Raw genomic sequence first — 25,312 nt, forward strand, 5'->3', positions numbered from 1 at the left:
TAGGTCTGTAATTGGCTCTATTTAAGAAGTTTATTTGTGATTGGTTTTTTGAGACGCACTCATTATTTGGTAAGAATTGTATTTCAAATTATGTTTTTGAATTTTTTTATTTCGTAAGTTTATTTTGATATTATAGATTTAATATTGGGCTGTAATGAAGAAGAAAGGTCTGTTGATAGGGTGATAAAACAGTATTTACCAATTTATTAATTAGCATACAAGTTCTTTTTTAATAAGGTTATCTTTATATTTGTTTTGAATAACTCAAAAAACAAATTGTAATGAAAAGAATAATTTTGGCTGCTATGGCAGTAATGGTATTTGGTTTTGCTAATGCACAAAAGACCAGATTTGGAGTAAAAGGAGGTCTTAATATTTCGACAGTAGTTGGAGGAGATGTGGATCATGTTAAATCTCTTGTAGGTTTTCACGTTGGAGGTTTTGCAGAAATTCATGTGGTTCAAAGATTTTTTATTCAACCGGAGCTTTTGTTTTCTGCTCAGGGAACTAAAGTAGACGGACCTGTTGGTAATGATACTGATATTAAATTGAATTATTTGAATATTCCTGTACTAGCAAAATATTATATTGTTGATAAAAAATTCAGCGTTGAAGCTGGTCCACAATTAGGTGTTTTATTGTCAGCTAAAGCAGATAGTCAGAATATTAAAGATTTTACCAGATCAGCAGATTTAGGATTTAATCTTGGAGCCGGATATAATTTCACGGATAATCTTTCAGTAGGTCTTCGTTACACAATCGGATTATCTCCGCTTTCTGATAAAGATATTGATAATTCAGATGATTATTATGACAGTGCTAAAAACAGTAACCTTGTGTTATCTTTAGCATACAAATTCTAATTTTATCCAACAATAAAATTTGCAACCTTCCCTAATCCGGAAGGTTTTTTTATGCCTGAAAATGTTTTACTTTGTAGCTATGAATTGGAACCGTTACATAAAAGATTATCAGTCGTATTTGCGCATCGAGAGAGGTTTGTCTAAAAACACGATCGAAAACTATGGTTTTGACATTGAACGCTTGTGTCTTTTTTTGGAAACCAATAGTATAGAGATTTCTCCCATAAAGATTGATGACGAAACGGTTCAGCAGTTTATTTATGCGGTAGCTAAAGAAGTCAATCCACGGTCACAGGCGAGAATTATTTCGGGATTGAAAAGTTTTTTTAATTATCTCGTGTTTGAGGATTACAGAAACGACAATCCGATGGAACTGATCGAAACTCCTAAAACAGGACGGAAATTGCCTGATACGTTGTCTTTAGATGAAATTGATTCTCTTATTGCGGCAATTGACCTGAGTACCAATGAAGGGGAACGTAATCGCGCTATGTTGGAAACTTTGTACGGCTGTGGACTTAGGGTTTCGGAATTGGTTTCTTTAAAAATTTCAGATTTATTTTTTGAAGAAGGGTTCGTTAAAATTACCGGAAAAGGAAATAAAGAGCGTTTTGTTCCGGTGGGTAAATTTGCTCAGAAATACATTCAGATTTATCAGAAGGAGATTCGGGTGAATCTTAAAATAAAAAAAGGTTGTGAAGATACTTTATTTTTGAACAGGCGAGGAAATCAGCTTACACGCGCCATGATTTTTACCATTATAAAAGATCTCGCGGTAAAAATTAACCTCCATAAAAGTATCAGTCCGCATACGTTAAGGCATTCTTTTGCAACTCATTTACTTGAAAATGGTGCCGACTTAAGATCAATTCAATTGATGTTAGGGCACGAATCGATTACTACGACTGAAATTTATGTGCATTTAGACAGGAGTTTTTTGAAAGAGGTAATGTTATCTTTTCATCCACGGAAGTAATTTTTGAAGCCGGAAGTCGTTTTTAAATCAAAAAAGTGATATATTGTATAATATTTTGTGGTAATTAGGGAATAAAAGAGCCAATTTCAGCTTTTGTTTTTTACTATTGGGATCATTGTTTTAATATTTCAATCTACATAAATAAGTGATATATGGTTTTTGATTTATATGGAAATGAGAATTGCTTAGAGGTAAATAATTTTTATAAAAAATTACTTGCCGAAATGCCGGACCTGCTGTTTCAGTTTGTTGTTGACAGCGAAAACAGGTATACTTTCCCTCTGGTCAGTAAATCAGCTGACGATATTTTTGAACTTAGTGTAAAAGAGTTTACCAATGATATTAAGTTGGTCATTTACGATCGTATTTTTCCCCAGGATCGTGATCTGTTTTTTCAGTCTTTAGTCAAAGCACGTAAAGAAGCAAAGCCCTGGAATGTCGAATTTAGAGCTGTTTTACCCAAAAAAGGAATGCGATGGTTTAAGGTTTCTGCTAAAACAGAGCAGTCCGCTGACGGGCGTGTTAGCTTTTTTGGACATGTTTCGGATATTACGGAACTAAAAGATAAGGAAGAAAAACTACGTATTTCTGAAGAGCGTTTTCAATTTGCTCTGGAGGCCTCTACTGCCGGAATCTGGGATTGGGATATGGTAACTAATAGGGTTTTCTATTCGTCATTGTCGTTAAAGATTTTGGAATTGGATTCTGCTGATATTTTCGATGATCCGGAACGTTGGGATAAGATTGTGCATCCCGAAGATCTTCCAAAGTACTATTCGGATATACAGGAGCATTTTGATAATAAGATCCCATATTACGAAAATTACCATCGCGTCATGACTTCAAGCGGTAATTACAAATGGATTCTGGATCGTGGAAAGGTTATTGAAAGGGATGAAAATGGAAAACCATTGCGTGTAATAGGGACACATACTGATGTTTCTTTGCAGAAAGAGAAGGAGTTGGAACTCTTAAAAACGATGAAATTGTACAGCGATCAAAATAGCCGATTGGTGAATTTTTCACATATCGTTTCGCATAATTTGAATACGCAGGCCGGAAATATAAAGTCGATCCTGGATTTTATTGACGCGGATGTTGACAAACAAACTGTAAACGAAATGTTGGAACATTTACGAACTGTTTCTAATGATCTGAACGATACGATTGCCAATTTAACTCAGATTGTAAAGACACAAAGCAATATCAATATTGCTGTGGCGCCATTAAAGCTTTCAGAATATATTGAGAAAACAATTTCAACCATTAGAGGGTACGACAAGCATAAGAAAGTTACAATTATAAATAATGTTCCAAGGTATTTGACAATTAATTTTAATCCGGCTTATCTGGAAAGTGTTTTGCTGAATTTTACAACAAACGCTATAAAGTATGCGCATCCGGACAGAGATCCTGTTATTATTTTTGATTTTTCAATCGAACCGGACGGTTACAAATCATTAAAAATTACAGATAATGGTTTGGGAATCGATTTGGCGGTGTACGGTGATTTATTATTCGGGATGTATAAAACTTTTCACAAAAATCAGGAGGCAAGGGGAATAGGGCTCTATATTACCAGAAATCAAATCGAGGCAATGAAGGGGAGTATTTCGGTAGAAAGTACAGTGGGAGTAGGAACGAGCTTTAAAATTATATTTAACGATATTTAGGGGGGGGTGTTGCAGTCTCAGTTGCAGTGACAGTAGTCTTGGCTGTAGTTTTATTGATAATGTTAGTATCAATATTTAGGACGGTTTATCACGGTTGCCGTCCTGAGTGAAGTCGAAAATTTGAGTCTGGGCGAAGAGGTGAGTGTCAGTCTGAGCGAAGTCGAAGACTGATGAGCTAAGTGTAAATTACCAGACCGTAGTGTTATAAAAAATAAAGGCTATCTTGTTTAAGATAGCCTTTATTTTTATGAATAATGATAGAAATTACTTGGCAATATTAACCGCTCTGGTTTCTCTAATTACAGTAACTTTTACCTGCCCCGGATAAGTCATTTCAGTTTGGATTTTTTGTGAAATCTCAAAAGATAAATTCGCAGCATTGTCATCAGAAACTTTTTCGCTTTCTACAATGACACGAAGTTCTCTACCAGCCTGAATTGCGTATGCATTTTTTACACCGCTAAATCCGTAAGCTACTTCTTCAAGGTCTTTCAAACGCTGAATGTATGAATCTAAAACCTGACGTCTTGCACCCGGTCTTGCACCTGAAATAGCATCACAAACCTGAACAATCGGAGAAAGTAATGATTTCATTTCGATCTCGTCGTGGTGCGCTCCAATAGCGTTGCAAACTTCTTCTTTTTCACCATATTTCTCTGCCCACTGCATACCTAGTAAGGCGTGAGGTAAATCACTTTCAGTATCCGGAACTTTACCAATATCGTGAAGTAAACCAGCTCTTTTGGCTAATTTTACGTTTAAGCCTAATTCGGCAGCCATGATACCACAAAGTTTAGAAACTTCTCTTGAGTGCTGTAATAAGTTTTGTCCGTAAGAAGAACGGTATTTCATCCTACCTACAACTTTAATCAATTCAGGATGTAAACCGTGAATTCCTAAGTCGATAACAGTACGCTTACCAACTTCGATAATTTCGTCGTCAATTTGTTTCGCTGTTTTAGCAACTACTTCTTCAATTCTTGCAGGGTGAATACGTCCGTCTGTTACCAGTTTATGCAAAGATAAACGAGCAATTTCTCTACGAACAGGGTCGAAACAAGAAAGGATGATCGCTTCAGGTGTGTCGTCAACAATGATTTCAACTCCCGTTGCGGCTTCAAGAGCTCTAATGTTACGTCCCTCACGTCCAATGATTCTACCTTTTACATCATCAGATTCAATGTTGAATACTGAAACGCAATTTTCAACTGCTTCCTCAGTTCCAACTCTCTGGATCGTATTGATGATAATTTTCTTCGCTTCTTGCTGAGCAGTAAGTTTAGCCTCTTCAATAGTGTCCTGAATGTGAGACATTGCTTTGCTTTTAGCTTCGGCTTTTAATCCTTCTACTAATTGCTCTTTTGCTTCTTCGGCAGAAAGTCCTGAGATTACTTCAAGCTGTTGCAATTGACTTTTGTGTAGTTTGTCAACTTCAGTTTGTTTTTTGTCTAAAACTTCAATTTTGTTGTTGTATTCCTGTGTTTTAGATTCAAACTCGTCGTTTACTTTTTTTGCCTTCGAAAGTTCGTTAGAAACTTGTGATTCTTTATCGCGTACTCTTTTTTCTACCTCTGCTACTTTTTTATCTCTTGCTAAAATAACTTGTTCGTGCTCTGATTTTAGTTCGATAAAACGTTCTTTTGCCTGAAGGATTTTATCTTTCTTAATATTTTCGGCTTCTAAATTAGCATCTTTTAAAATGGAAGCTGCTTCTTTTTTAGCGTTTTTGATGAGGTTAGAAATATTGCTTTTTTCGATGATTTTAGCAATTGCAAAACCTGCTGCAATTCCTATAACGCCTGAAATAATGATCGTTATTATGTCCATGTTTGTTAAAATTTATATATAAAAAAAGCCTACATTAATTGCTTGAATAAACTCGTAAAGACAAGTTTTGAGCTAACTCACTGTTCAAGTTTCCAAGCCGAAGCATGGCATACTATAGTAGCGACGATTTGCTCATTCTAAATTGTTAGTGTTGAGTTTACCAATTGTGAACTAATGTAGGCAGTATCTTAGTTGTTGTAAAAGAACGTTTAATTTTCGAGATATTGATCTAATAGCGCATTTAATCTTTTAATTCTTTCGATAGTTTCTTCTCCATCGATTGCATTGTCAATTTGTTTTTGTTCGACTTGCGATGCAAATTGCAGGGCACACATCGCCAGAACATCCTGTTTGTCACGAACCGCATAACTTTCTTCGAATTGCTTGATCATAGCATCAATTTTTTTAGAAGCACTTCTGAGTCCTTCTTCCTGAGCAGGTTCAACCGTTAAAGGGTAAACTCTGTCTGCAACTGATATTTTAATTTTAAGCTTTCCGTCCATGTCGTCTTGGTTAATCGGATAACTGTGCTATACAGTAGTCAATTTCGCGAATTAATGAATTTATTTTAAGCTTTGTCTCTCTCTTGTTGTTGTCACTGCCGAGTAACGAATTGGCGATCTTAAGTGTTTCATGTTGCTTTTTCAAAGCTTCAATTTCTTCAGATTGTTTCTGGATAATTTGCGCAGCTTTGGCTAATTCTAATTGTAAAGCCTGATTATTATGCTCCAGGCCTTTTGATTTCTCAAAAAGCTTTTCGACTTTATATTCAAGAGTATCAATTATTTCGGCAATTACACTCATTATAAATCCTATTCATTACTTAATCCTACAAAGTTAGTATTCCTTTTTATTAATGCAATTTTTTATCGATTTTTTTACATTAAAAATAAACAAACGAATGAAATTCAATCGATTGTATTTTTGTGGCGTTATACTCGGTTTTCGCTTCTTAATTTTTTATCTTAGCAAAAATGTTACTTATGAGATTTTCGTTACTTGCCCTGCTTTTTAGTCCGTTTATTTTTGCGCAGACGCAATATCCAAAAGATTATTTTCGTCCGCCGCTGGATATTCCGATGCAGCTTTCCGGTAATTTCGGGGAGTTGCGACCAAATCATTTCCATGCGGGGTTTGATTTGAAAACGAATCAGAGAGAAGGATTAAAGGTCTACGCCATTGCTGACGGATATGTGTCGAGAATTAAAATTTCGACTTTTGGCAACGGTAAATGCATCTACATTACACATCCAAATGGATACACTTCGGTATACGGACATTTGCAAACTCCGGTAGGATCAATTTTAGATTATGTAACCAAAACACATTATAAGGAAAAGGCTTATGAGATTGAAATGTTTCCAAAACCCAACGAATTACCGGTTACAAAAGGTGATCTGATTGGACTTTCCGGCAATACAGGTTCATCAGAAGGACCGCATCTTCATTTTGAAATTCGGGATACTAAAACAGAATTTGTGATTAATCCCATATTTTTTGGTTTCGATAAAAATCTAAAAGACACTAAAAAACCTAATATTTCTGGTGTGTATGTGTATCCTATGGATAATGCGACGGTAAATCAGTCCAAACAGCCTTTGTTGCTGAATGTGGCCTTGCAAAAGGACGGGACTTATCTGGCTGGTAAAGTAAAAGCCAATGGTAGGATTGGTTTCGGAATTTCTGCGGTAGATTATGATGATGTTTCGTTTAATAAAAATGGTGTTTTTAATGTTTCTACTTTTCTAAACGGAAATCAAAATTACAATTATCAATTCAATACCTATTCCTTCGATGAGATGCGATACATAAATGCTTTTATCGATTATGGCAAATATAAAAAGTCAGGTCAGCGGGTTCAGAAACTCTTTATGAAAACACCTTACGCGTTGAGCATTATTAAAACCGATTCCTTGCGTGGAATTGTTTCGGCCGAACCTAATTTAGCATCCACTTACAGAATTGAGGTTTCGGATTATTTTGGGAATTTAAGCACGGTTACTGTTCCGGTTGAATATGATACGGCGACGCCAGTTGTAAAAGAGGAGCCAATAACTTCAAAATACTTTATTAAAGTCAATAAAGATTCAAATTTTGAAAAAGATAATATGTCTGTGTTTTTTCCGGCTGGAACTTTTTATGATGATTTTAATTTAAACTTTGATGTTAAAAATAACCGTATTTACGTTCATGACGATACCGTTCCTGTACATTCCAATTTTACCATTACGATTAAGGACAGCTCGTTTCCGGAGGCTTTAAGAGATAAACTTTTTATTGGAAGATTTAACGGAAACTCCGCCAGTTATAACGGAACAGTAAGAAAAGGCGATGTTTTTACTGCCAAATCAAAAATATTAGGGCAGTTCGGATTAGTTCTGGACACTATAGCGCCTGTCATTAAAATCGTAAAACCAATTCAGGACAAGTGGATTACCGGAGTTAAAAAGATAGAATTTATCATTAATGATGCTTCTTCCGGAATCAAATCATACAACGGTTATCTTAATGGAAACTGGATTCTGTTTGAATATGAAAGTAAATCAAGAAAAATAACACATACTTTTGATGATACTCTCCTTGCTGAAGGAGCAAATGATTTAAAAATTGAAGTGATTGATAATGTAGGAAATTCTGCTATCTTTGAGACTCATTTTTTTAGAAGCCAACAAAAATAAAACCCAAACACTTGAATCAAATTAAGTTAATAGCCGTTTTCCTTTTTTTATGCATGACCAGTATTTCATTTGCTCAAAAGGCTCATGTAAAAGGTGTTATTCTGGATGAACAGAAACGTCCTGTGGCTGGAGTAAATATCAGTTCTTCCGGGAATGTTTCGCAATCTGATTCAAATGGTTTTTATGAAATCATAGTGCCGTCAGGTAAAAAGATTTCGTTGATTTTTACTCACGTTTCTTTAAAAATGATGAGTCTGACCGTACATTTAACCTCAAATGAGATTTTCGTTTTTAATCCCTTAATGAGCAGTTCCGAAGAACAAATGGGAGAAGTTTTTGTTTCTTCTAAAAGTAAGAAGAGGATTCAGGGTATCGCAAATGTCGATGTCGCTACTATTAAGAAAATACCGGGAGCCAATGCCGGAATCGAGAATATTTTGAAAACATTACCAGGTGTAAATTCCAATAATGAACTGAGTACACAATATGCGGTTCGAGGTGGGAATTACGATGAAAATCTGGTGTATGTGAACGAGGTTGAAGTCTATCGTCCGTTTTTAATTCGTTCCGGACAACAGGAAGGGTTGAGTTTTACCAATACCGATTTAGTGCAGAATGTTGACTTTTCGGCAGGAGGATTTCAAGCAAAGTTTGGAGATAAATTATCCTCTGTTTTAGACATCACTTACAGAAAACCAACGCAGTTTGGCGCTTCGCTTGAAGCGAGTTTGCTTGGAGGAAGTATATCGGTCGATGCTGTTTCTAAGAATAAAAAATGGTCGGCTGTAACCGGAGTTCGTTATAGAAATAATAGCTTGTTGGTGAATAGCCAGGACACGCAAACAAATTATACTCCAACTTTTGCAGATATTCAGACCAATGTTAATTATGATATTTCTGCAAAATGGCAAATGAGCTTTTTAGGTAATATCTCACAAAATAAATATTTGTATCAGCCTTTAACCCGTGAGACAAAATTTGGGACGATAGATCAGCCAATGGCACTTGCCGTGTATTATGACGGCAGGGAACGGGATCAGTACAATACCTATTTCGGTGCCTTGAAAACGACTTACAAAGCTTCACCCACTTTTACTTTGAAAGTAATTGGTTCGCTTTTTCATACCATAGAACAGGAGCATTTTGATATTCTCGCACAATATCGTTTGGGCAGTATAGAGAATGAAGATACCTCAAATGTTGATTTCACTCGTGGAATAGGTTCGCAATTGAGCCATGCCCGAAATGACTTGGATGCTTTAATTGCTAATATAGAGATTAAAGGTTTTAAAGAATGGAAAAATGACAGTCAGCTGGAATTTGGTTTGAAATATACGCGTGAATCAATTAGGGATCGAATTGTAGAGTGGGAGATGATTGATTCGGCTGGATTCTCGATTAATCCACCAATCGCTTTTTTACCAAAGAACAATCAGCCTTATGAGCCTTATACCGGACCGTTATTACCGTATCAGGAGGTACGGGCGACAAATTTTAATACCATAAACCGCTTTTCGGGATATGCGCAATGGAATAAAAAATCAGAAATAGGATCCAGTCAGGTTTGGTACAATCTCGGTGCTCGTTTTCAGAGTTGGAATGTTTCAGGAAGTGCTGTTGAAGGTAAGACTCAAACCGTTTTCAGTCCGCGTGCCCAATTTGCTTTAAAACCGGATTGGGATATGGACATGCTCTTCCGACTTTCCGGAGGATTGTACCATCAGCCCCCTTTTTATAGAGAACTTAGAGATTTAAATGGTGTGGTCAATCCAAATGTGAAAGCGCAGGAATCTGTTCATATCGTTTTGGGGAACGATTATAATTTTAAAATGTGGAACCGCCCTTTTAAATGGGTTACAGAACTTTATTATAAATCGCTGTCGGATGTAAATGTGTATTCGATTGATAATGTCAGAATTCGATATGTTGCCAATAATAATGCAAAAGCTTATGCGCAAGGAGTTGATTTCAGACTGAATGGAGAGTTTGTACCCGGAACAGAATCATGGATTAGCTTTGGGTATTTAAAAACCGAAGAGAATTATGAAAACAAAGGTTATATCGCGAGACCTACAGATCAGCGATTGAAATTTGCGATGTTGTTTCAGGATTATATGCCAAGTATTCCAAGTGTAAAGTTGTATTTGAATCTGGTTTATAATACCGGTTTACCCGGAGGAGCACCGGCTTATTCAGATCCATATCTGTACCAAAGAAGATTGAATGATTATCGCAGAGCCGATGTTGGTTTTGCGAAAGTTTTTGTAGATGGGAACACGAAAGTTGCTAAGGCTAAATGGTTGAAGAACTTTAAAGAATTGTCTGTTGGAGTTGAAATTTTCAATCTTTTCAATAATCAAAATGCGATTACCAATACTTGGGTTCGCGATGTGTATTCTAAAAATCAATATGCAATTCCAAATTATATGACCTCGAGGGTTTTTAATGTGAAGTTGAATGCGAGATTATGATTGCAAAACGTGAAAAACGAAAGAAGATTTTTTACGTTCCGGGAATGATTTCTTTAATCTTAATCCCTTTGTTTTGTTTTTATCATTTTTATAAAGTTGATGCTTTTAAGGTTTATGGGGTGTTGGATATTTATTTAGTTCCTGATAAAGAAGAATTTGAAAAATATAAAATTAAAGACTTAAGAAAATACAAAGATTTTATTTTTAATGGTGAAAAAACGCAAGAACTAAAATTGCAGGAACTAAGGTGTTTTGTTCGGGATTTAGTTAAGAAATATGATACTGTGAATGGAGCGAAAATTCATTTTGGTTCAAAAATAGATTATAATACTTTTGTAGATGTTATTGATATTTTGAAATTAGAGAAGGTTCCAACCTGGGCTCCATATAAAGATGATATATATGTACTAACGAGTGCTAAATCAAGGCCAAAAAAAGATCGTCGGTTTTTTTGCGGGACCCCTAAGTATTCGAGAGAAAATACAATTAGAATAGAGGAAGAAGGTAAAAGAAGCGAACTTGATGTTTTTCAGGTTTCTTTCCTAAAACAGCAATGGGGCATATTTATAGGTTATCTAGGCATTGTGTTACTTAATATCTTTATACTAGTAAAAATCAATAAAACTAGATAATACAATCAAAAATACTATATTTGATATCCTAATAGAATTAGCATACATGAAAAAATCTTTAACCTATATAGCTCTGGCAATCATCGGAACACTTACAAGTTGTAAAGATGAAGTGAAGAAACCGAAAGTAATTTACGATACCGCCAGTAAAACGAATACTGTTGCAAAAACAGATTCTACGCAGATTGAAATAGCCGATTTGCCTATTCAAATGGAAGGAACAAGTTATTTGATTCATCCGGTTGGAGACTTGCGTGTTTTTGAAAAAGGAACAAAAGCCCGTTATGGCTCTTCGAGTGTAAATGATGTAAGTTTTACAATCTCTAATTTAGGAGAATTTGAAATCACGGGTTATTTGCAGAACCTGAAGTTTCAGAAAGTTGATTCAGATTCCATACGTCCTTTGACAGATAAACCAGCCCTGATTTTGACGGCTACTTATTTAAAAACGGTTGCTGATAAAACACAGAATCAGATTATGGTCTATACTCTGGCCGACTCAGATACCAATAAAGATGGTAAAATTGACACCAGTGATATTAAGACCTTGTATTTAAGTAATATCAGCGGTGAGCGTTTTACTAAAATTTCAGAAGACTTTCAGGAATTGGTAGACTGGAATTTAATCGAATCAAGAAATCGTTTGTATTTCAGAACGATTGAAGATACGAACCAAAATGGACAGTTTGATAAAAATGATGTTTTACATTACAATTATATTGACTTAGCTTCAAAAAAATGGGAAGTGAAGAGTTATAAACCTATTTAGGAGGTTCTAAGGTGCTGAGATTCTAAGATCCTAAGATTTTTGAACCAGAAAAAAGGTTTTTAAAAATTAATTTACTTAATTTTTAAAAACCTTTTTTTCTTTTAGATGATGTGTAAAATCCTTTTCATCTGTGCAATCTGTGGCAAAAAAACTTAGAACCTTAGCACCTCAGAATCTCAGCACCTTAAAAAAACCTATATCAAAATATCACTTTCCAGATCCGATTTCTCGATATCAAGATCAAATCCCAGGCGTTCCGTTAAATCGATTACCAGTTTTTTGTACCAGTTTTCAGATTTTGGATGAATGTAAATCTTTTCGATCAATTGCTTTAGGTCAACATTGATTTTTAAGCCATCGTTTAGTTTAATGTCACTTTTTGAAGTATCGGTAAGAATTCGAACTTCTCTTTCGTACTGAAAGCTTTTGCGCTTAAATAAAAAGGGAAAAAATAAATCATCAAACGGAATGTACTCTTTTTTGTAGTCGATATAATTTACCTCGCCAATGTATTGATCGTAATTGTTTTCCGGTTTTACAGCATTCTGTAATCTTCCTATGGTAGACTGAATAGCTAGACCCTCATTGTTTTTGGTGAAAATCTGCCACATAGCAAACGATTCATATTCGTTGATGTGCCAGCTGCTTATGGCTACCTGTTCGCGATGGGTTTTGTAGTAGTTTAAGAAATCAGGATTGTCTATGGCTAGTTTTTTTATCTCTTCAAAGGTTGGCTCGCTAAAAGTACCCTCGTACTGATCCTCAAACTTGTCAGAACGAGACATGAATAGTTTTTTGGACATTAATAAATCAAGGAATTTAGATAAGTCTAAGTATTTCCAGACAATTGTATCCGGGTCATCCGGAAGTTTTATGTTTGAATTATTAAGGTACATTTTTACGGATTTAAGATTATTCGAAATAAAAAAGCCACAAATTATACAGATAAATATAAGATTTTAATTCGTTGAGAGAAAAATAATCTGTGGTAATCTGTATAATTTGTGGCTAAACCTGTCTGCTTATGTTTAGGACTCGAAAGACTGCATGGTCACCAGTTTGTTGTAGGTTCCGTTATGCGCAATCAGCTCTTCATGTGTTCCTTGTTCTACGATTTTTCCTTTTTGCATAACAACAATTAGATCTGCTTTCTGAATGGTTGAAAGTCGGTGAGCAATTACAATCGAAGTTCTGTTTTGCATCATGTTTTCTAAAGCCACCTGAACAAATTTCTCGCTTTCAGTATCCAATGCCGATGTGGCTTCATCCAAAATCATAATTGGCGGGTTTTTCAAGACCGCTCGGGCAATTGATAATCGTTGTTTTTGTCCTCCTGAAAGTTTGTTTCCGCTGTCTCCAATATTGGTGTAAATGCCTAAAGGAAGTTCTTTTACAAATTCAAAGGCATTTGCAATTTTTAATGCCTCGATAATTTCATCGTCTGTCGCGTCGAGTTTTCCTAAGGCGATATTGGCTTTGATGGTATCATTGAATAAAATACTGTCCTGTGTTACCAGTCCCATCAAACTACGAAGCGACTGTAAGTTCATGTCTTTAATATTGATGCCGTCAATTGAAATTGTTCCTTCGTTTACATCATAAAAACGGGTTAACAAATTGGCAATTGTGCTTTTTCCACTACCGGATTGTCCAACAAGTGCAACAGTTTGTCCTTTTTTAATGTCAAGAGAAAAGTCTTTCAGAACCGTTTCGTCTTCGTATTTAAAGTTGATATTTTGAACACTGATGTTACTGTCGAACGATGTTTTTTCAACTGCTTTGTCTTTAGAGGTAATGGTATTTTCCTGTTCTAAAATTTCAAGAACACGTTCTGCAGCGGCGTTTCCTCTTTTTACCCCGTAAGAAGCTTTAGAGATTGCTTTTGCTGGAGTTAAAATGTTATAAGCTAATCCCATATAGGCAATAAAAGATGGGCCGTCGAGTGTTTTTTCAATCAGAACCATTTGACCTCCATACCAAAGCAATATGGCAATTACGGTGATACCCATAAATTCACTGGCAGGCGATGCTAAGTTCTGGCGATTTCCAATACTATTGGACAGTTTGAAAAAACGTTCCGTTGAATTTTGAAAGATAGTGTTAAAGTAATTCTCAGCATTGTATCCTTTTACCACTTTTAAACCACCAATCGTTTCTTCGATAGTAGATAAAAAGCTGCCTTGTTCCTGTTGAGCTTTACCCGATTGTTTCTTTAATTGTTTTCCGATTAAGGAGATAATATATCCCGAAACAGGAATAAAAACAAATACAAACAGGGTAAGTTTAGCGCTGATGATTAACATAGCACATATCGTAAAAACAATAGTTAAAGGCTCTTTTACGATAAGTTCTAAGATCGCTAAAAACGAAGTCTGAACCTCATTGACATCGGCAGAAATTCGGGAGATAACATCTCCTTTTCTTTTTTCAGAATAAAAAGCCAAAGGCAATTCCAGTGTTTTTTTATACAATGCATTTCGCATGTCTCGTAATACACCATTTCGCAAAAAATTAATGAAAAACATAGCGAGATAGTCGGCTAAATTTTTCAATAAGAATATCGAAATAATAAGTGCCACCATCACAGAAAGTATAAATCCGGGATTATTAGGATCGGTATTCTTTGTAATGTAATAGCTTAGGTAGTTTTCGGCAAATTCTTTTGCATGGGTAATTCCGTCATAAGTTGGCATCACATAATTCTTCTTCGTTTTGTCAAACAAAACCTGAAGCATCGGAATTAATGCCATGAAAGAAAGCGTGCTAAAAAGTGCATACAAAATATTAAAAAAGATATTTAAGAATGCATATCTTTTATACGGATATATAAAAGGAACTATTTTTTTGAAATTACTCATTTATTTTTGATGTTATTTTCTGCTATGGCAATTGCTTTTTCTAGCTTTTCTAATAATAATTTTTTTTCAGGTAATTGGGTTAAATAGGCTGAGACTTTGATTTGTTTGTCATTATCCAGCATTAGATAATTAATCTGTTCGGGTGATTTTTCACTGCATAAAATTAATCCAATTGGTTTGTTTTCTCCTTCTTTTTGTTCGTTTTTCTCTAACCAGCGTAAATACAATTCCATTTGGCCTTTATAGCCGGCTTTAAATTTTCCTAGTTTTAGATCGATAGCGACCAGAGATTTTAATCCCCTATGGTAAAAAAGTAAATCAATATAAAAATCTTCATCATCAATAGTAATTCTTTTTTGACGGGCTAGAAAAGCAAATTCACTACCCATCTCTGTGATGAAGTTTTGTAATTGAGCTAAGATGGAACTTTCTAAGTCTTTTTCGGAATAAGTATCATGTAATCCTAAGAAATCTAAGAAATACGGATCGCGAAAAGTTAAGTCCGGACTAATTTGTTTTTCGTTTTTCAGTAAAGCTAAATCATTAACGATTGTTTCTTCCGGTCTTTTGCTGATAGCTGTTCTTTCAAAAAGCATGCTGTCCATACGTTCTTGTAGAGTTCGAACACTCCATCTTTCGTGAATACTCATTTGGATGTAAAATTCACGTTTTATATCATCTTCAATGTAAATTAATGATCTGATATGAGACCAGGTCAATTGTGCACACACTGTGTGCACAATTGTAAAGTCTTGTATTACAGTGTTTAATTTGATGAAACTATGTAGGTTTCTTTTGTTGAAACCAGTTCCGTATCTGTTTGAAAGATTAATGCTTAGATTCTGAATAAGTCTCTTTCCATAATCAGCCCGATCATTTTTTAAAATCTCTTCATTGATTGTTTTTCCAATCTTCCAGTATAAGAGCGTTAATTCCTGATTAACCGTTTTGGCAACAAAATGACGTGTCTGATCTATTAGTCCAATGATTGAATCTAATAGTTCAGGCTTGTCATTTGTGTCAGGCTTGTCACTCATTGTTTTATTTCAATTGCATACCTGCAATAATGCTTTGTATCTTTTCGTCCAGGTAGCTTTCTGCCGCATCAAAATCCTCAACGGTATCCAACTGTGCATTAACACTAATGTAGAATTTAATTTTAGGCTCAGTTCCGCTTGGTCTTGCGCAAATTTTAGAACCGTCTTCAGTATAATAAATCAATACATTTGATTTTGGAATATCCATTACTGATTCTTCTCCGGTCAATAAATTCAAAGCAATTGATGTCTGGTAGTCTTCCATCATGATCACACGCTGTCCGCTGATTTCTTTTAACGGATTGTTACGCAGGCTGATCATCATTTGATTGATTTCCTCCAGACCCTGCATTCCTTTTTTGGTTAAAGAAATCAAATGTTCTTTATAGAAACCGTTTTCAACATAAAGTTGTAGAAGCTCTTTGTAAACACTGCTTCCTGCTGCTTTTGCCTGAGCGGCAACTTCACAGATTAATAAGGTTGCAGCAACGGCATCTTTGTCTCTTACGGCATCACCAACCATGAAACCAAAGCTTTCTTCACCACCTCCAATAAATTGAAGTTGAGGGAAATCTTTGATCATTTTGGCAATCCATTTAAAACCTGTCAATCCTACTTTGCATTCAACACCATAATTAGTGGCTAATTCCATCATCATCGGAGTGGAAACAATAGTAGATCCAATAAATTGTTTTCCGTTAATTTTACCTGCTTTTTTCCATTGTTTCAATAAGAAAGCAGTCATCATAACCATGGTCTGATTTCCGTTTAATAAAATCAATTTGCCTTCGTTGTTTCTAACAGCAACACCAAGACGATCGCAATCAGGATCTGTTCCGATTACAATGTCTGAATTCGTTTTATCAGCCAAAGCCAGAGCCATAGTTAAAGCTTCAGGTTCTTCAGGATTTGGAGATTTTACCGTTGGAAAATTTCCATCAGGAATAGCTTGTTCCGGTACGATGTGTACGTTTTTATAACCTGCCTGCGATAAAGTATCAGGAATAGATTTTATAGAGGTTCCGTGTAAAGAAGTAAAAACAATATGTAGATTGTCTTTTGCTTTAGCAGGAGTATTAAAGCTTGCGTTTTCGATAGACGATTTTACAAAAGCTTTGTCAAGTTCAGTGTCGATATACTCGATCAGACTTTCGTTAGCTTTAAATTTAATTTTATCGTAAGTTAAATTTTCAATAGTGTTGATAATTGCATTGTCCTGTGGAGGTACAATTTGTCCGCCATCTTCCCAGTATACTTTATAGCCGTTATATTCCGGTGGGTTGTGAGAAGCAGTTAATACAATTCCGCATTGGCAGCCTAAATATTTAAGAGCAAATGATAATTCCGGAGTTGGACGCAAATCTGAAAATAAATACACGTGAATTCCGTTTGCCGAAAAAACATCTGCAACAACCTTTGCTAAGGTATTGCTGTTGTGACGACAATCATACGCAATGACTACTTTTAAAGGTTGATTTGGGAACGCAATATGTAAATAATCAGATAAACCCTGAGTGTTTTTTCCAAGGGTGTATTTGTTAATTCGGTTGCTTCCAACACCCATCACACCACGCATTCCACCAGTTCCAAATTCCAGATTTTTATAAAAACTTTCCTCTAGTTCCTTTGGTGAGGTGGTCATTAATTCTTTAACAGCAGCTTGCGTTTCGCTGTCAAATGTAGGGGTTAGCCATTCGTTTACTGCATTTAGAATATTAGGCGCTATATTCATCATTCGTGTCTTTTTGTATTAAAATAATAAGTTTTTATAGAGCTTATTCCCGCTATCCGTTTCAATCTTTTTCTTTTTAAAGGAAAAAGAAAAAGGATTTTCACTACTATCGGGGCTAAGGTTTTGCGTTAAAAATTAACCTCTCGGGCTACTTTGTAACGAGCTTCGTTATTTTTGGTTCTCAGGATAATTTCACCCAGAAAACCAGCCAGGAACAATTGTGTTCCCAGTATCATGGTAGTCAAAGCAATGAAAAACCATGGATTATTGGTGATTAGGCTGTACTTCATTCCGTTATACATATGGTATAATTTTGAAATTCCAATATAACCAGCCAATAAAAATCCGATGATAAACATCAAAGATCCAATGGCACCAAACAAGTGCATAGGTCTTTTGCCGAATCGGGATAAGAACCAAATAGTAATTAAATCAAGAAAGCCGTTTATAAAACGTTCCATTCCAAATTTAGTTTCACCATATTTACGGGCCTGATGAATAACCACTTTTTCTCCGATTTTATTAAAACCGGCATTCTTGGCCAAAACCGGAATGTAACGGTGCATTTCGCCCGAAACTTCAACGTTTTTAACTACTGCATTTTTATAAGCTTTCAGTCCGCAGTTGAAATCGTTTAACTCGACACCTGAAGTTTTTCTGGCGGCCCAGTTAAATAGTTTTGAAGGAAGATTTTTTGCTACAACAGAATCGTAACGTTTCTTTTTCCATCCTGAAACCAAATCAAATTTTTGAACTGTGATCATTTCATATAAACCCGGAATTTCATCCGGGCTATCTTGTAAATCCGCATCCATGGTGATGATAACATCTCCTTGTGCTTTGGCAAAACCAGCATGCAGAGCCTGCGATTTTCCAAAGTTTTTCATAAAACGAATTCCTTTTACATTCGGATTTTCGTTAGAGAAACTTTCAATGATATTCCAAGAATTATCTGTACTTCCATCATCCACAAAAATGATTTCATAAGAGTAATTGTTAGATTGCATCACTTTAATAATCCACGAATAGAGTTCTTTTAGTGATTCCTCCTCATTAAGAAGCGGTATAAGTATAGATAAATTCATTTATTTTTTTATTCTTGTGTAGTTTTGCTTTTAAAAAAATGCGGCGAAAATTAATCCAAAAATGGCACTGATAACAATTGCAAAAACAGATCCCTTTAATAATTCAAAAGTCGAGTAAGGACTGCTTTCTTTCATTTTGCTAATGGCTTCATTAATAGATGAAGCAGGAGCTCCAAATTTCTGCATCATGTTTGCAGTGTATTTAATCATGATTTCGTTTAAAGTATCTTTTGCGCCCGGATCAATAACGTTAAATAAAACAATATTAAATAAAGTAGAAATTAGAACCCCAATTACAGCAGCTATAAAGTAAGTGGTAAAAGCATCTTTGAAAGGGAAAACTCCTTTTAATTCTTTCTTGGTTTTAGAAAGTAAAACAATGCTGATTGTCAAACTAATTACAATACCTATGATACCCATCCACCAGGCTGTGAACAGATTCAGATCAATCGCGTATATCGTAGCAGTAAATAATGCAGATGCAATTCCAATCATTACACCGTAAGTAATTCCATTCTTTTTAATAACTTCATTGATCATATTTCTATATGTTTTAAAATTAATCCACAAATATAGTAATTACGAGTACACACCAGATAGATATTAAAAATTTTAATGCAAATCGCCGACTCGTTAAAAATATTGATTAAAAGATTTGTTAATTCGAAAAAAGTTGTAAATTTGCGCACTTAAAAATAATTAAAAGTTTTAAACAAAAAAAGAGTAGTGTTGTTTACACCTTTTTCTAACCATGGAAAAGCTTCAAAATAAAAATGCTCTAAACAATAAATAAAATAAAAAGATGAAAAAAGGAATTCACCCAGAAAATTACAGATTAGTTGCATTTAAAGACATGTCAAATGACGAAGTTTTTATCACTAAATCTACTGCAGATACAAAAGAAACAATTGAAGTTGACGGAGTTGAGTATCCAGTTGTAAAAATGGAGATTTCTAGAACATCTCACCCATTTTATACTGGTAAATCTAAACTTATCGATACTGCAGGACGTATTGATAAATTCAAAACTAAATATGCAAAACACGCTAAAAAATAATAGCGGTTTAAAATTATACAAAAGCCTTCCATTTGGGAGGCTTTTTTTATTTAATAGAAACAAGTACAAGGTTTCATGTAAAGCCTCTGTTTACAAAGCTTTGCGAGCTTTGTCCCTTTAAAAAGGCATACCTGCAAAAAAAACTTGGCGAACTTTGCGTAAAATCTTAGCGCACTTAGCGGTTAAAAAAAACGTACTATATCTGTTACAGTACAAATGACACAAATAAAATAATTGTAACTTTGAACCCGATAACCAAATCAAGATTTTAACAAGTATCAAATTTAATTATTTATGAATTACATTCTTTTTGACGGTCCCGTCCGGAATGCATTATTACCTTTTACTTTTACAAGACCTGTTGCCGACATATTAATTGGAATTATGACGATTCGCCAGAAATGGGAAGCACGTCTAGGTTCGACTATAACTACCATTACCGAAGATTATTTATCGCAAAAATTTCCGATGGTAGAAATGGAAGAAAATGTAATGATCAATGCAGCGTATTTACCAAATGATGCACTTGCTGAGATGGTTTCGAATCTGACGGCTAATCAGGCTATTTTTAAAGGGGATGATGTAATTGCTTTTTTTACGAATGAAAATCAGGAAGAAGTTGATTTTGATTCCTATGAAATTATTCAATACAATGACGCTTGTCTGACCGTAGAACATACTTGGGATATTTTTTCTAAAAACGATGCTGCCATCCGTGAAGATTTTCAGTATTTGACCGAAGACAGAAAATCGCAGCCAATCCCGAAAAGTGTAAATGTTATTGCTCCTGAAAATATATTTCTGGAAGAAGGTGCAAAATTAGAGTTCGTAACACTGAATGCTTCTAATGGGCCTATATATATAGGTAAGAATGCAGAGATTATGGAAGGGACTGTAATTCGCGGACCTTTTGCTTTATGCGAGAATGCACAGGTGAAACTAAACGCCAAAGTTTACGGAGCTACAACAGTAGGTCCCGGATCGAGAATTGGTGGAGAAGTTAAGAACTCGGTGCTTTTTGCAAATTCAAACAAAGGTCATGATGGGTTTTTAGGGGATTCTGTTTTAGGCGAATGGTGTAACATTGGTGCCGACAGCAACAATTCGAACCTGAAGAACAATTACGAAGAAGTGAAACTATGGAGCTACGAAACCGAAGGGTTTGCTAAAACCGGACTTCAGTTTTGTGGTTTAATGATGGGAGATCACAGTAAATGTGGAATCAATACCATGTTCAATACCGGAACAGTAGTTGGAGTAAGTGCTAATATCTTCGGAAGCGGTTTTCCACGCAATTTTGTTCCAAGTTTTTCCTGGGGCGGGGCAGCCGGTTTTACAACTTATGTGACTAAAAAAGCTTTTGAAACAGCGAAATTAGTTATGGGACGCCGAAATATTGAATTTGACGAAACAGAAGCTTCAATCTTAGAACACATTTTTGAAGAAACTAAAAAATGGAGGAAAGATTAAATTTAGACTTCTTGGATTTTTAGATCTTTAGAATATTTAGATTTTACGACTATAAGATAATTTATTTAAAAGCTTCGCAGATTTATACTCTGCGAAGCTTTTCTTTTAATTTGAAATTGGAGAAACCAATGGTCTAATAATCTAAGAAGTCTAAAAATCCAACAATCTAATTGCCTAATTATCTAATTAATCTATCTTTGCACCACGAAAAAAATGGGTTATTAAATAAACGATTAACCGATTAAACAAATTCACAGAAGATAATGATTACAGTTAACGATATTTCGGTTCAGTTTGGTGGAACTACATTATTTAGCGATGTTTCTTTTGCTATCAATGAAAATGATAAAATTGCCCTTATGGGTAAAAATGGTGCGGGAAAATCGACACTTTTAAAAATAATTGCCGGTCAAAGTAAACCTTCTACCGGAAGTGTTTCGACTCCGAAAGATGCTGTTGTGGCTTATTTGCCTCAGCATTTGTTAACAAAAGATGGCTCGACTGTAATGGAAGAAGCTTCTAAGGCTTTTGGAGAAATTTTTAAAATGAAAGCTGAAATCGATGAAATCAACGAGCAATTAACGGTTCGTACCGATTATGAAAGTGATGCTTACATGAAATTAATCGAGAGAGTTTCAGATTTAAGTGAGAAATACTATGCGATCGAAGAAGTAAATTACGAAGCCGAAGTTGAAAAAATATTAACAGGTTTAGGTTTTGAGCGCGAAGATTTTACTCGTCAGACATCTGAATTTTCAGGAGGATGGAGAATGCGTATCGAATTGGCTAAAATTCTTCTTCAAAAACCGGATTTGATTTTACTGGATGAGCCAACTAATCACATGGATATTGAAAGTATTCAATGGTTGGAAGAGTTTTTGGTTAATTCGGCAAAAGCAGTAGTTGTGATTTCGCACGATAGAGCATTCGTAGATAATATTACGAATCGTACTATTGAGGTGACCATGGGAAGGATTTATGATTACAAAGCAAAATATTCTCATTATTTAGAATTGAGAAAAGACCGTCGTATACATCAACAAAAAGCATACGATGAACAGCAAAAAATGATTGCTGATAACAGAGCTTTTATTGATCGTTTTAAAGGAACATTCTCAAAAACAGACGCCGTTCAGTCTCGTGTAAAAATGCTGGAGAAACTTGAAATTGTTCAGGTTGATGAAGTAGATACTTCTGCATTACGTTTGAAATTCCCGCCAGCGGCACGTTCCGGGCAATACCCTGTTATTGTAAAAGAAATGTCTAAGGCTTATGGAGACCATGTGGTGTTTAAAGATGCTAATGTTGTAATCGAACGTGGTCAGAAAGTAGCATTTGTGGGGAAAAATGGAGAAGGAAAATCGACTATGATCAAAGCGATCATGAAAGAAATTGGTGTTGATTCCGGAAGTGTTGAGATTGGACATAACGCACAAATTGGATATTTTGCACAAAACCAAGCGTCATTACTAGATGAGAATGCTACTATTTTTGAAACGATTGATGCTATTGCAGTAGGAGATATCCGTACTCAGATTAAAAATATTCTGGGAGCGTTTATGTTCCAGGGAGATGATATTACCAAAAAGGTAAAAGTGCTTTCAGGAGGAGAAAAAACTCGTCTGGCAATGATTAAATTATTGTTAGAGCCTGTAAACTTATTGATTCTTGATGAGCCTTCGAATCACCTGGACATGAAAACCAAAGATATTATTAAAGATGCCTTACGTGATTTCGACGGAACTTTAATTTTAGTTTCTCACGACCGTGATTTCCTTGACGGTTTAGCGACTAAAGTGTTTGAATTTGGAAACAAACGTGTAAAAGAGCACTTTGAAGATGTTGCAGGATTCCTGGCACATAAGAAAATGGATTCTATGCGAGAAATCGAAAAGTAATTTTCGTTTACTCTTAAGATACAAAAGCACAGAAATTGAATTTTCTGTGCTTTTTTTTATGTCTTGTAGCGAAGGAATTAAATTTCCTTAAGGGCTTCTTTCTTTTTGAAGTACAAGGCAATGTAGGCAGCTACGGCACACACGAGTCCAATGATGATCATGTTGCGGATAGAAGCTGTGGTTTGTGAAAATGTACCGTTCTCTATAATCAGTATTCTGAAAGCCTTTAAAAAATGGGTGAGCGGAATTACATTGGCAATGGCTTGTATAGTCTGTGGCATCTGACTTAAGGGCCAGGTAAAACCGCTTAGGATAAAGCTTGGTGTGGCTATTACCATTAAAATCTCGGTTGCTTTTAACTGATTCGGAACTACGATGCTGACCAGAATTCCGATGAAAGAAGCCGCCAGTACAAAAATTCCGGCAATAAAAGTAAGGGGCGCTAAGTTTTCGTAAAAGGGAAGTCGGAACCACAAAGTGAAAAGCCAGTAAATGATCCAGATTCCAAAGCTCATGATCAGGTAAGGGATTATTTTTACTGCGAGCATTTTCAGAAGAGAAGGGCATTTTTTTACGAGGTCTCTAAAAGTTCCATTTTCAAATTCTGATGCAAATGAAAGTGCCAGTCCTAATAGTAAGACCTGTTGAAGAACGGTCGCCAAAACCCCCGGCCAGAGGAAATACATATAATTAGTACTTCGGTTGTATTTTTTGATAAATGTAGTTTTGAAGGGTTCGTATTGTGAGGCAAGCAAGTTTTCCGGAACTCCTTGTTTTCTTAAGGTTTCGATCTGAACGCCGGCCTTTAAAGTGCCCAAACAAATTTGTATGGCTGTTGAGGCATAGTTAGCAGTGAGTACATTAGAGGTGTTAACGATCGTTGTAATTTCAGGATATTTTTTGGTGAGCGTCATTTTCTCAAAATCTTTCGGAATGATAACCACACAAGTGGCGTCTTTTTGTATGGCAAGTTTAGAAAGATTGTTCTGGTCGTATAAAATGGAGGAGACGGATAATACTTCGTTGTCTTCAAACATCTGGATCGCTTTTGAGCTTAGTTCAGAACGGTCCTGATCGACTACAAGAATGGGTAAGTCGGTAACTTTGCCCTTTCCGTAAACGTAGCCTAATAAAACACCATATAAAATAGGTGCACCGATAAAAAGGATTCTCAGGACTTTGTTTTTCCAGAACAATTGAAATTCCCGTTTAAGCAATGAAAAGAAATTTTGCATAGTTAATGAGATAAGGTGACAGTCGTTTTCGTAATCAGATCCTTGGTTTGCTCCATATTAACAGGTGTTATTTTTATTTCAAACAAGCTCTCCTGCATTTCATAGTCAGGGTAAGCTGTAGCAATATTTCCGTAGGCTCCCAGTTGTTTTATCGTTGAGATTTTCCCTTTAATGTTTTCTTTTTTATAGGGAACATGAACGGTAATTTCCTGTCCTTTTTTAAATTCTCCCAATTGATTTTCAGGAATCGTAAAACGAAAATAGATACTGTTGTCGATATAACCATTGAATAAAGTATAACCGGGTAGGGCCAGTTCGCCAAGATTTAAGGTGATGGTTTCGATACTCATATTTTGAGGAGCAATGATGTAGCGTTCCTTGTTGGCGGTTTCTACTTCCTGCAACGCTCCAAGCGCCCGGTCCTGTTGTCCAAGTGCCATTGTTTGCTGTTCGATTCGGGCTCCTTTTTTAGCATCGTCTAATTCTGCGACAACAGCATTGTATTGTGCTTGTGCGCCCTGATATTTGGCAAAGGTTTCATCGTAAGTTTGCTGTGATATGAGAGAATCTTTAAGCATGTTGGTCAGTCGTCTGATCGATTTTTGAGCAAATTCGTATTGTTCTTTCAGTCCCGTTCTTTTAGCTTCCAATTGCTTGATTTGGTTTTCGGTGGCTCCTTTTACAGCCATTTTGTATTGTGCCTTTGCGGAGACAACAGCTCCTTCGGCCTGGCTTTTTTTAGCGTCTACCTCAGGAATATCTAAAACAGCGAGCGTGTCTCCTTTTTGAACCAAATCGCCTTCTTTGACCCATATTTTTAAAATCTTGCCCGGAATTTTACTCACAACGGCAATTTGTTCTTTTTCTATTTTTCCCTGAATTAAATTTCCTTTTTCTGTCTTTTGACAGGCTATGAAAAGAAAAATGATTGCGGTGCTAATGATTGCTTTTTTCATAAAACAGAACTTTTATTTGGATAGTTTTTTCGACAGATCGCCAGTGGCAATTATGGTTTCAATAGCGGCAAGTCTCTGTTCAATTAAAGTGGTGG

Annotated in this window: 21 protein-coding genes; 10 read left to right on the forward strand and 11 right to left on the reverse strand. The window is 35.5% G+C overall.

Annotated features, from left to right (window positions below; genetic code table 11):
* Nucleotides 1-281 precede the first annotated feature (281 nt).
* The 3 genes from C245_RS0118520 to C245_RS0118530 all read left to right on the forward strand — a co-directional run bounded on the left by C245_RS0118520 (nt 282) and on the right by C245_RS0118530 (nt 3,512).
* Nucleotides 282-863 (forward strand): porin family protein, encoded by a 582-nt coding sequence (locus C245_RS0118520; RefSeq protein ID WP_017498108.1) that lies wholly within the window; start codon nt 282-284, stop codon nt 861-863.
* Nucleotides 864-942: 79 nt separating this feature from the next.
* On the forward strand, nt 943-1,839 hold the full coding sequence (gene xerD, locus C245_RS0118525; protein ID WP_017498109.1) for a site-specific tyrosine recombinase XerD: 897 nt from the start codon (nt 943-945) through the stop codon (nt 1,837-1,839).
* 152 nt (nt 1,840-1,991) lie between these two features.
* On the forward strand, nt 1,992-3,512 hold the full coding sequence (locus tag C245_RS0118530; RefSeq protein WP_017498110.1) for a PAS domain-containing protein: 1,521 nt from the start codon (nt 1,992-1,994) through the stop codon (nt 3,510-3,512).
* Nucleotides 3,513-3,776: 264 nt separating this feature from the next.
* On the opposite strand, the gene rny is transcribed toward C245_RS0118530, so the two are convergent.
* From rny to C245_RS0118545, 3 genes are all read right to left on the reverse strand, one after another.
* The gene (gene rny, locus C245_RS0118535) at nt 3,777-5,339 is read right to left on the reverse strand and encodes a ribonuclease Y (RefSeq protein ID WP_017498111.1); all 1,563 of its coding nucleotides are present in this window, start codon (nt 5,337-5,339) and stop codon (nt 3,777-3,779) included.
* A 209-nt stretch (nt 5,340-5,548) separates the two neighbouring features.
* Complete coding sequence (locus C245_RS0118540; protein ID WP_017498112.1) at nt 5,549-5,842, reverse strand: cell division protein ZapA; 294 nt, start codon at nt 5,840-5,842, stop codon at nt 5,549-5,551.
* Between the two features lie 10 nt (nt 5,843-5,852).
* Nucleotides 5,853-6,143 (reverse strand): Mis12-Mtw1 protein family, encoded by a 291-nt coding sequence (locus tag C245_RS0118545; RefSeq protein ID WP_017498113.1) that lies wholly within the window; start codon nt 6,141-6,143, stop codon nt 5,853-5,855.
* 179 nt (nt 6,144-6,322) lie between these two features.
* Here C245_RS0118545 and C245_RS0118550 point away from each other — a divergent pair, with 179 nt between their 5' ends.
* Genes C245_RS0118550 through C245_RS0118565 form a run of 4 tightly spaced genes read left to right on the forward strand, consistent with a single transcriptional unit; the run spans nt 6,323 to nt 11,889 of the window.
* Complete coding sequence (locus C245_RS0118550; RefSeq protein WP_017498114.1) at nt 6,323-8,017, forward strand: M23 family metallopeptidase; 1,695 nt, start codon at nt 6,323-6,325, stop codon at nt 8,015-8,017.
* Nucleotides 8,018-8,070: 53 nt separating this feature from the next.
* Nucleotides 8,071-10,488 carry a carboxypeptidase-like regulatory domain-containing protein gene (locus tag C245_RS0118555; protein WP_017498115.1) on the forward strand — a complete coding sequence of 806 codons (2,418 nt, stop codon included), beginning with the start codon at nt 8,071-8,073 and terminating at the stop codon, nt 10,486-10,488.
* Nucleotides 10,485-11,120 carry a hypothetical protein gene (locus C245_RS0118560; RefSeq protein ID WP_017498116.1) on the forward strand — a complete coding sequence of 212 codons (636 nt, stop codon included), beginning with the start codon at nt 10,485-10,487 and terminating at the stop codon, nt 11,118-11,120. Before C245_RS0118555 ends, C245_RS0118560 begins: the two co-directional genes overlap by 4 nt.
* 46 nt (nt 11,121-11,166) lie before the next feature.
* The gene (locus tag C245_RS0118565; protein WP_017498117.1) at nt 11,167-11,889 is read left to right on the forward strand and encodes a hypothetical protein; all 723 of its coding nucleotides are present in this window, start codon (nt 11,167-11,169) and stop codon (nt 11,887-11,889) included.
* Nucleotides 11,890-12,083: 194 nt separating this feature from the next.
* Here the strand turns inward: C245_RS0118565 and C245_RS0118570 are convergent, their stop codons facing one another.
* The 6 genes from C245_RS0118570 to C245_RS23265 form a co-directional block, all read right to left on the reverse strand.
* Entirely contained in the window at nt 12,084-12,785 is a 702-nt protein-coding gene (locus C245_RS0118570; protein WP_017498118.1) for a hypothetical protein, read from the reverse strand.
* A 132-nt stretch (nt 12,786-12,917) separates the two neighbouring features.
* On the reverse strand, nt 12,918-14,747 hold the full coding sequence (locus C245_RS0118575) for an ABC transporter ATP-binding protein (protein WP_026110150.1): 1,830 nt from the start codon (nt 14,745-14,747) through the stop codon (nt 12,918-12,920).
* Nucleotides 14,744-15,784 carry a YhcG family protein gene (locus C245_RS0118580; protein WP_017498121.1) on the reverse strand — a complete coding sequence of 347 codons (1,041 nt, stop codon included), beginning with the start codon at nt 15,782-15,784 and terminating at the stop codon, nt 14,744-14,746. The genes C245_RS0118575 and C245_RS0118580 overlap by 4 nt, the downstream gene beginning before the upstream one ends.
* A gap of 4 nt (nt 15,785-15,788) precedes the next feature.
* Nucleotides 15,789-17,516: a phospho-sugar mutase gene (locus tag C245_RS0118585; RefSeq protein WP_017498122.1), complete on the reverse strand. Its 1,728-nt coding sequence runs from the start codon at nt 17,514-17,516 to the stop codon at nt 15,789-15,791.
* Nucleotides 17,517-17,644: 128 nt separating this feature from the next.
* Nucleotides 17,645-18,601, reverse strand: coding sequence for a glycosyltransferase family 2 protein (locus C245_RS0118590; RefSeq protein ID WP_017498123.1), 957 nt, complete (start codon nt 18,599-18,601; stop codon nt 17,645-17,647).
* A gap of 30 nt (nt 18,602-18,631) precedes the next feature.
* Nucleotides 18,632-19,141, reverse strand: coding sequence for a DUF4199 domain-containing protein (locus C245_RS23265; RefSeq protein ID WP_017498124.1), 510 nt, complete (start codon nt 19,139-19,141; stop codon nt 18,632-18,634).
* A gap of 262 nt (nt 19,142-19,403) precedes the next feature.
* Here C245_RS23265 and C245_RS0118600 point away from each other — a divergent pair, with 262 nt between their 5' ends.
* From C245_RS0118600 to C245_RS0118610, 3 genes are all read left to right on the forward strand, one after another.
* Nucleotides 19,404-19,658, forward strand: a complete 255-nt coding sequence (locus C245_RS0118600; RefSeq protein ID WP_008464817.1) for a type B 50S ribosomal protein L31 — start codon at nt 19,404-19,406, stop codon at nt 19,656-19,658.
* Between the two features lie 294 nt (nt 19,659-19,952).
* A complete protein-coding gene (locus C245_RS0118605) occupies nt 19,953-21,128 on the forward strand; it encodes a GlmU family protein (protein WP_017498125.1) in 1,176 nt (391 codons plus the stop codon).
* A gap of 263 nt (nt 21,129-21,391) precedes the next feature.
* Nucleotides 21,392-23,026: an ABC-F family ATP-binding cassette domain-containing protein gene (locus C245_RS0118610; RefSeq protein WP_017498126.1), complete on the forward strand. Its 1,635-nt coding sequence runs from the start codon at nt 21,392-21,394 to the stop codon at nt 23,024-23,026.
* 77 nt (nt 23,027-23,103) lie between these two features.
* Here the strand turns inward: C245_RS0118610 and C245_RS0118615 are convergent, their stop codons facing one another.
* Together C245_RS0118615 and C245_RS0118620 are read right to left on the reverse strand one after the other, a co-directional pair.
* The gene (locus C245_RS0118615; RefSeq protein ID WP_017498127.1) at nt 23,104-24,261 is read right to left on the reverse strand and encodes an ABC transporter permease; all 1,158 of its coding nucleotides are present in this window, start codon (nt 24,259-24,261) and stop codon (nt 23,104-23,106) included.
* Between the two features lie 2 nt (nt 24,262-24,263).
* Nucleotides 24,264-25,217, reverse strand: coding sequence for an HlyD family secretion protein (locus tag C245_RS0118620; RefSeq protein ID WP_017498128.1), 954 nt, complete (start codon nt 25,215-25,217; stop codon nt 24,264-24,266).
* Nucleotides 25,218-25,312 lie beyond the last annotated feature (95 nt).

Origin of the sequence: Flavobacterium sp. WG21, from assembly GCF_000335775.1 — a bacterium.
Lineage (GTDB): Bacteria > Bacteroidota > Bacteroidia > Flavobacteriales > Flavobacteriaceae > Flavobacterium > Flavobacterium tructae.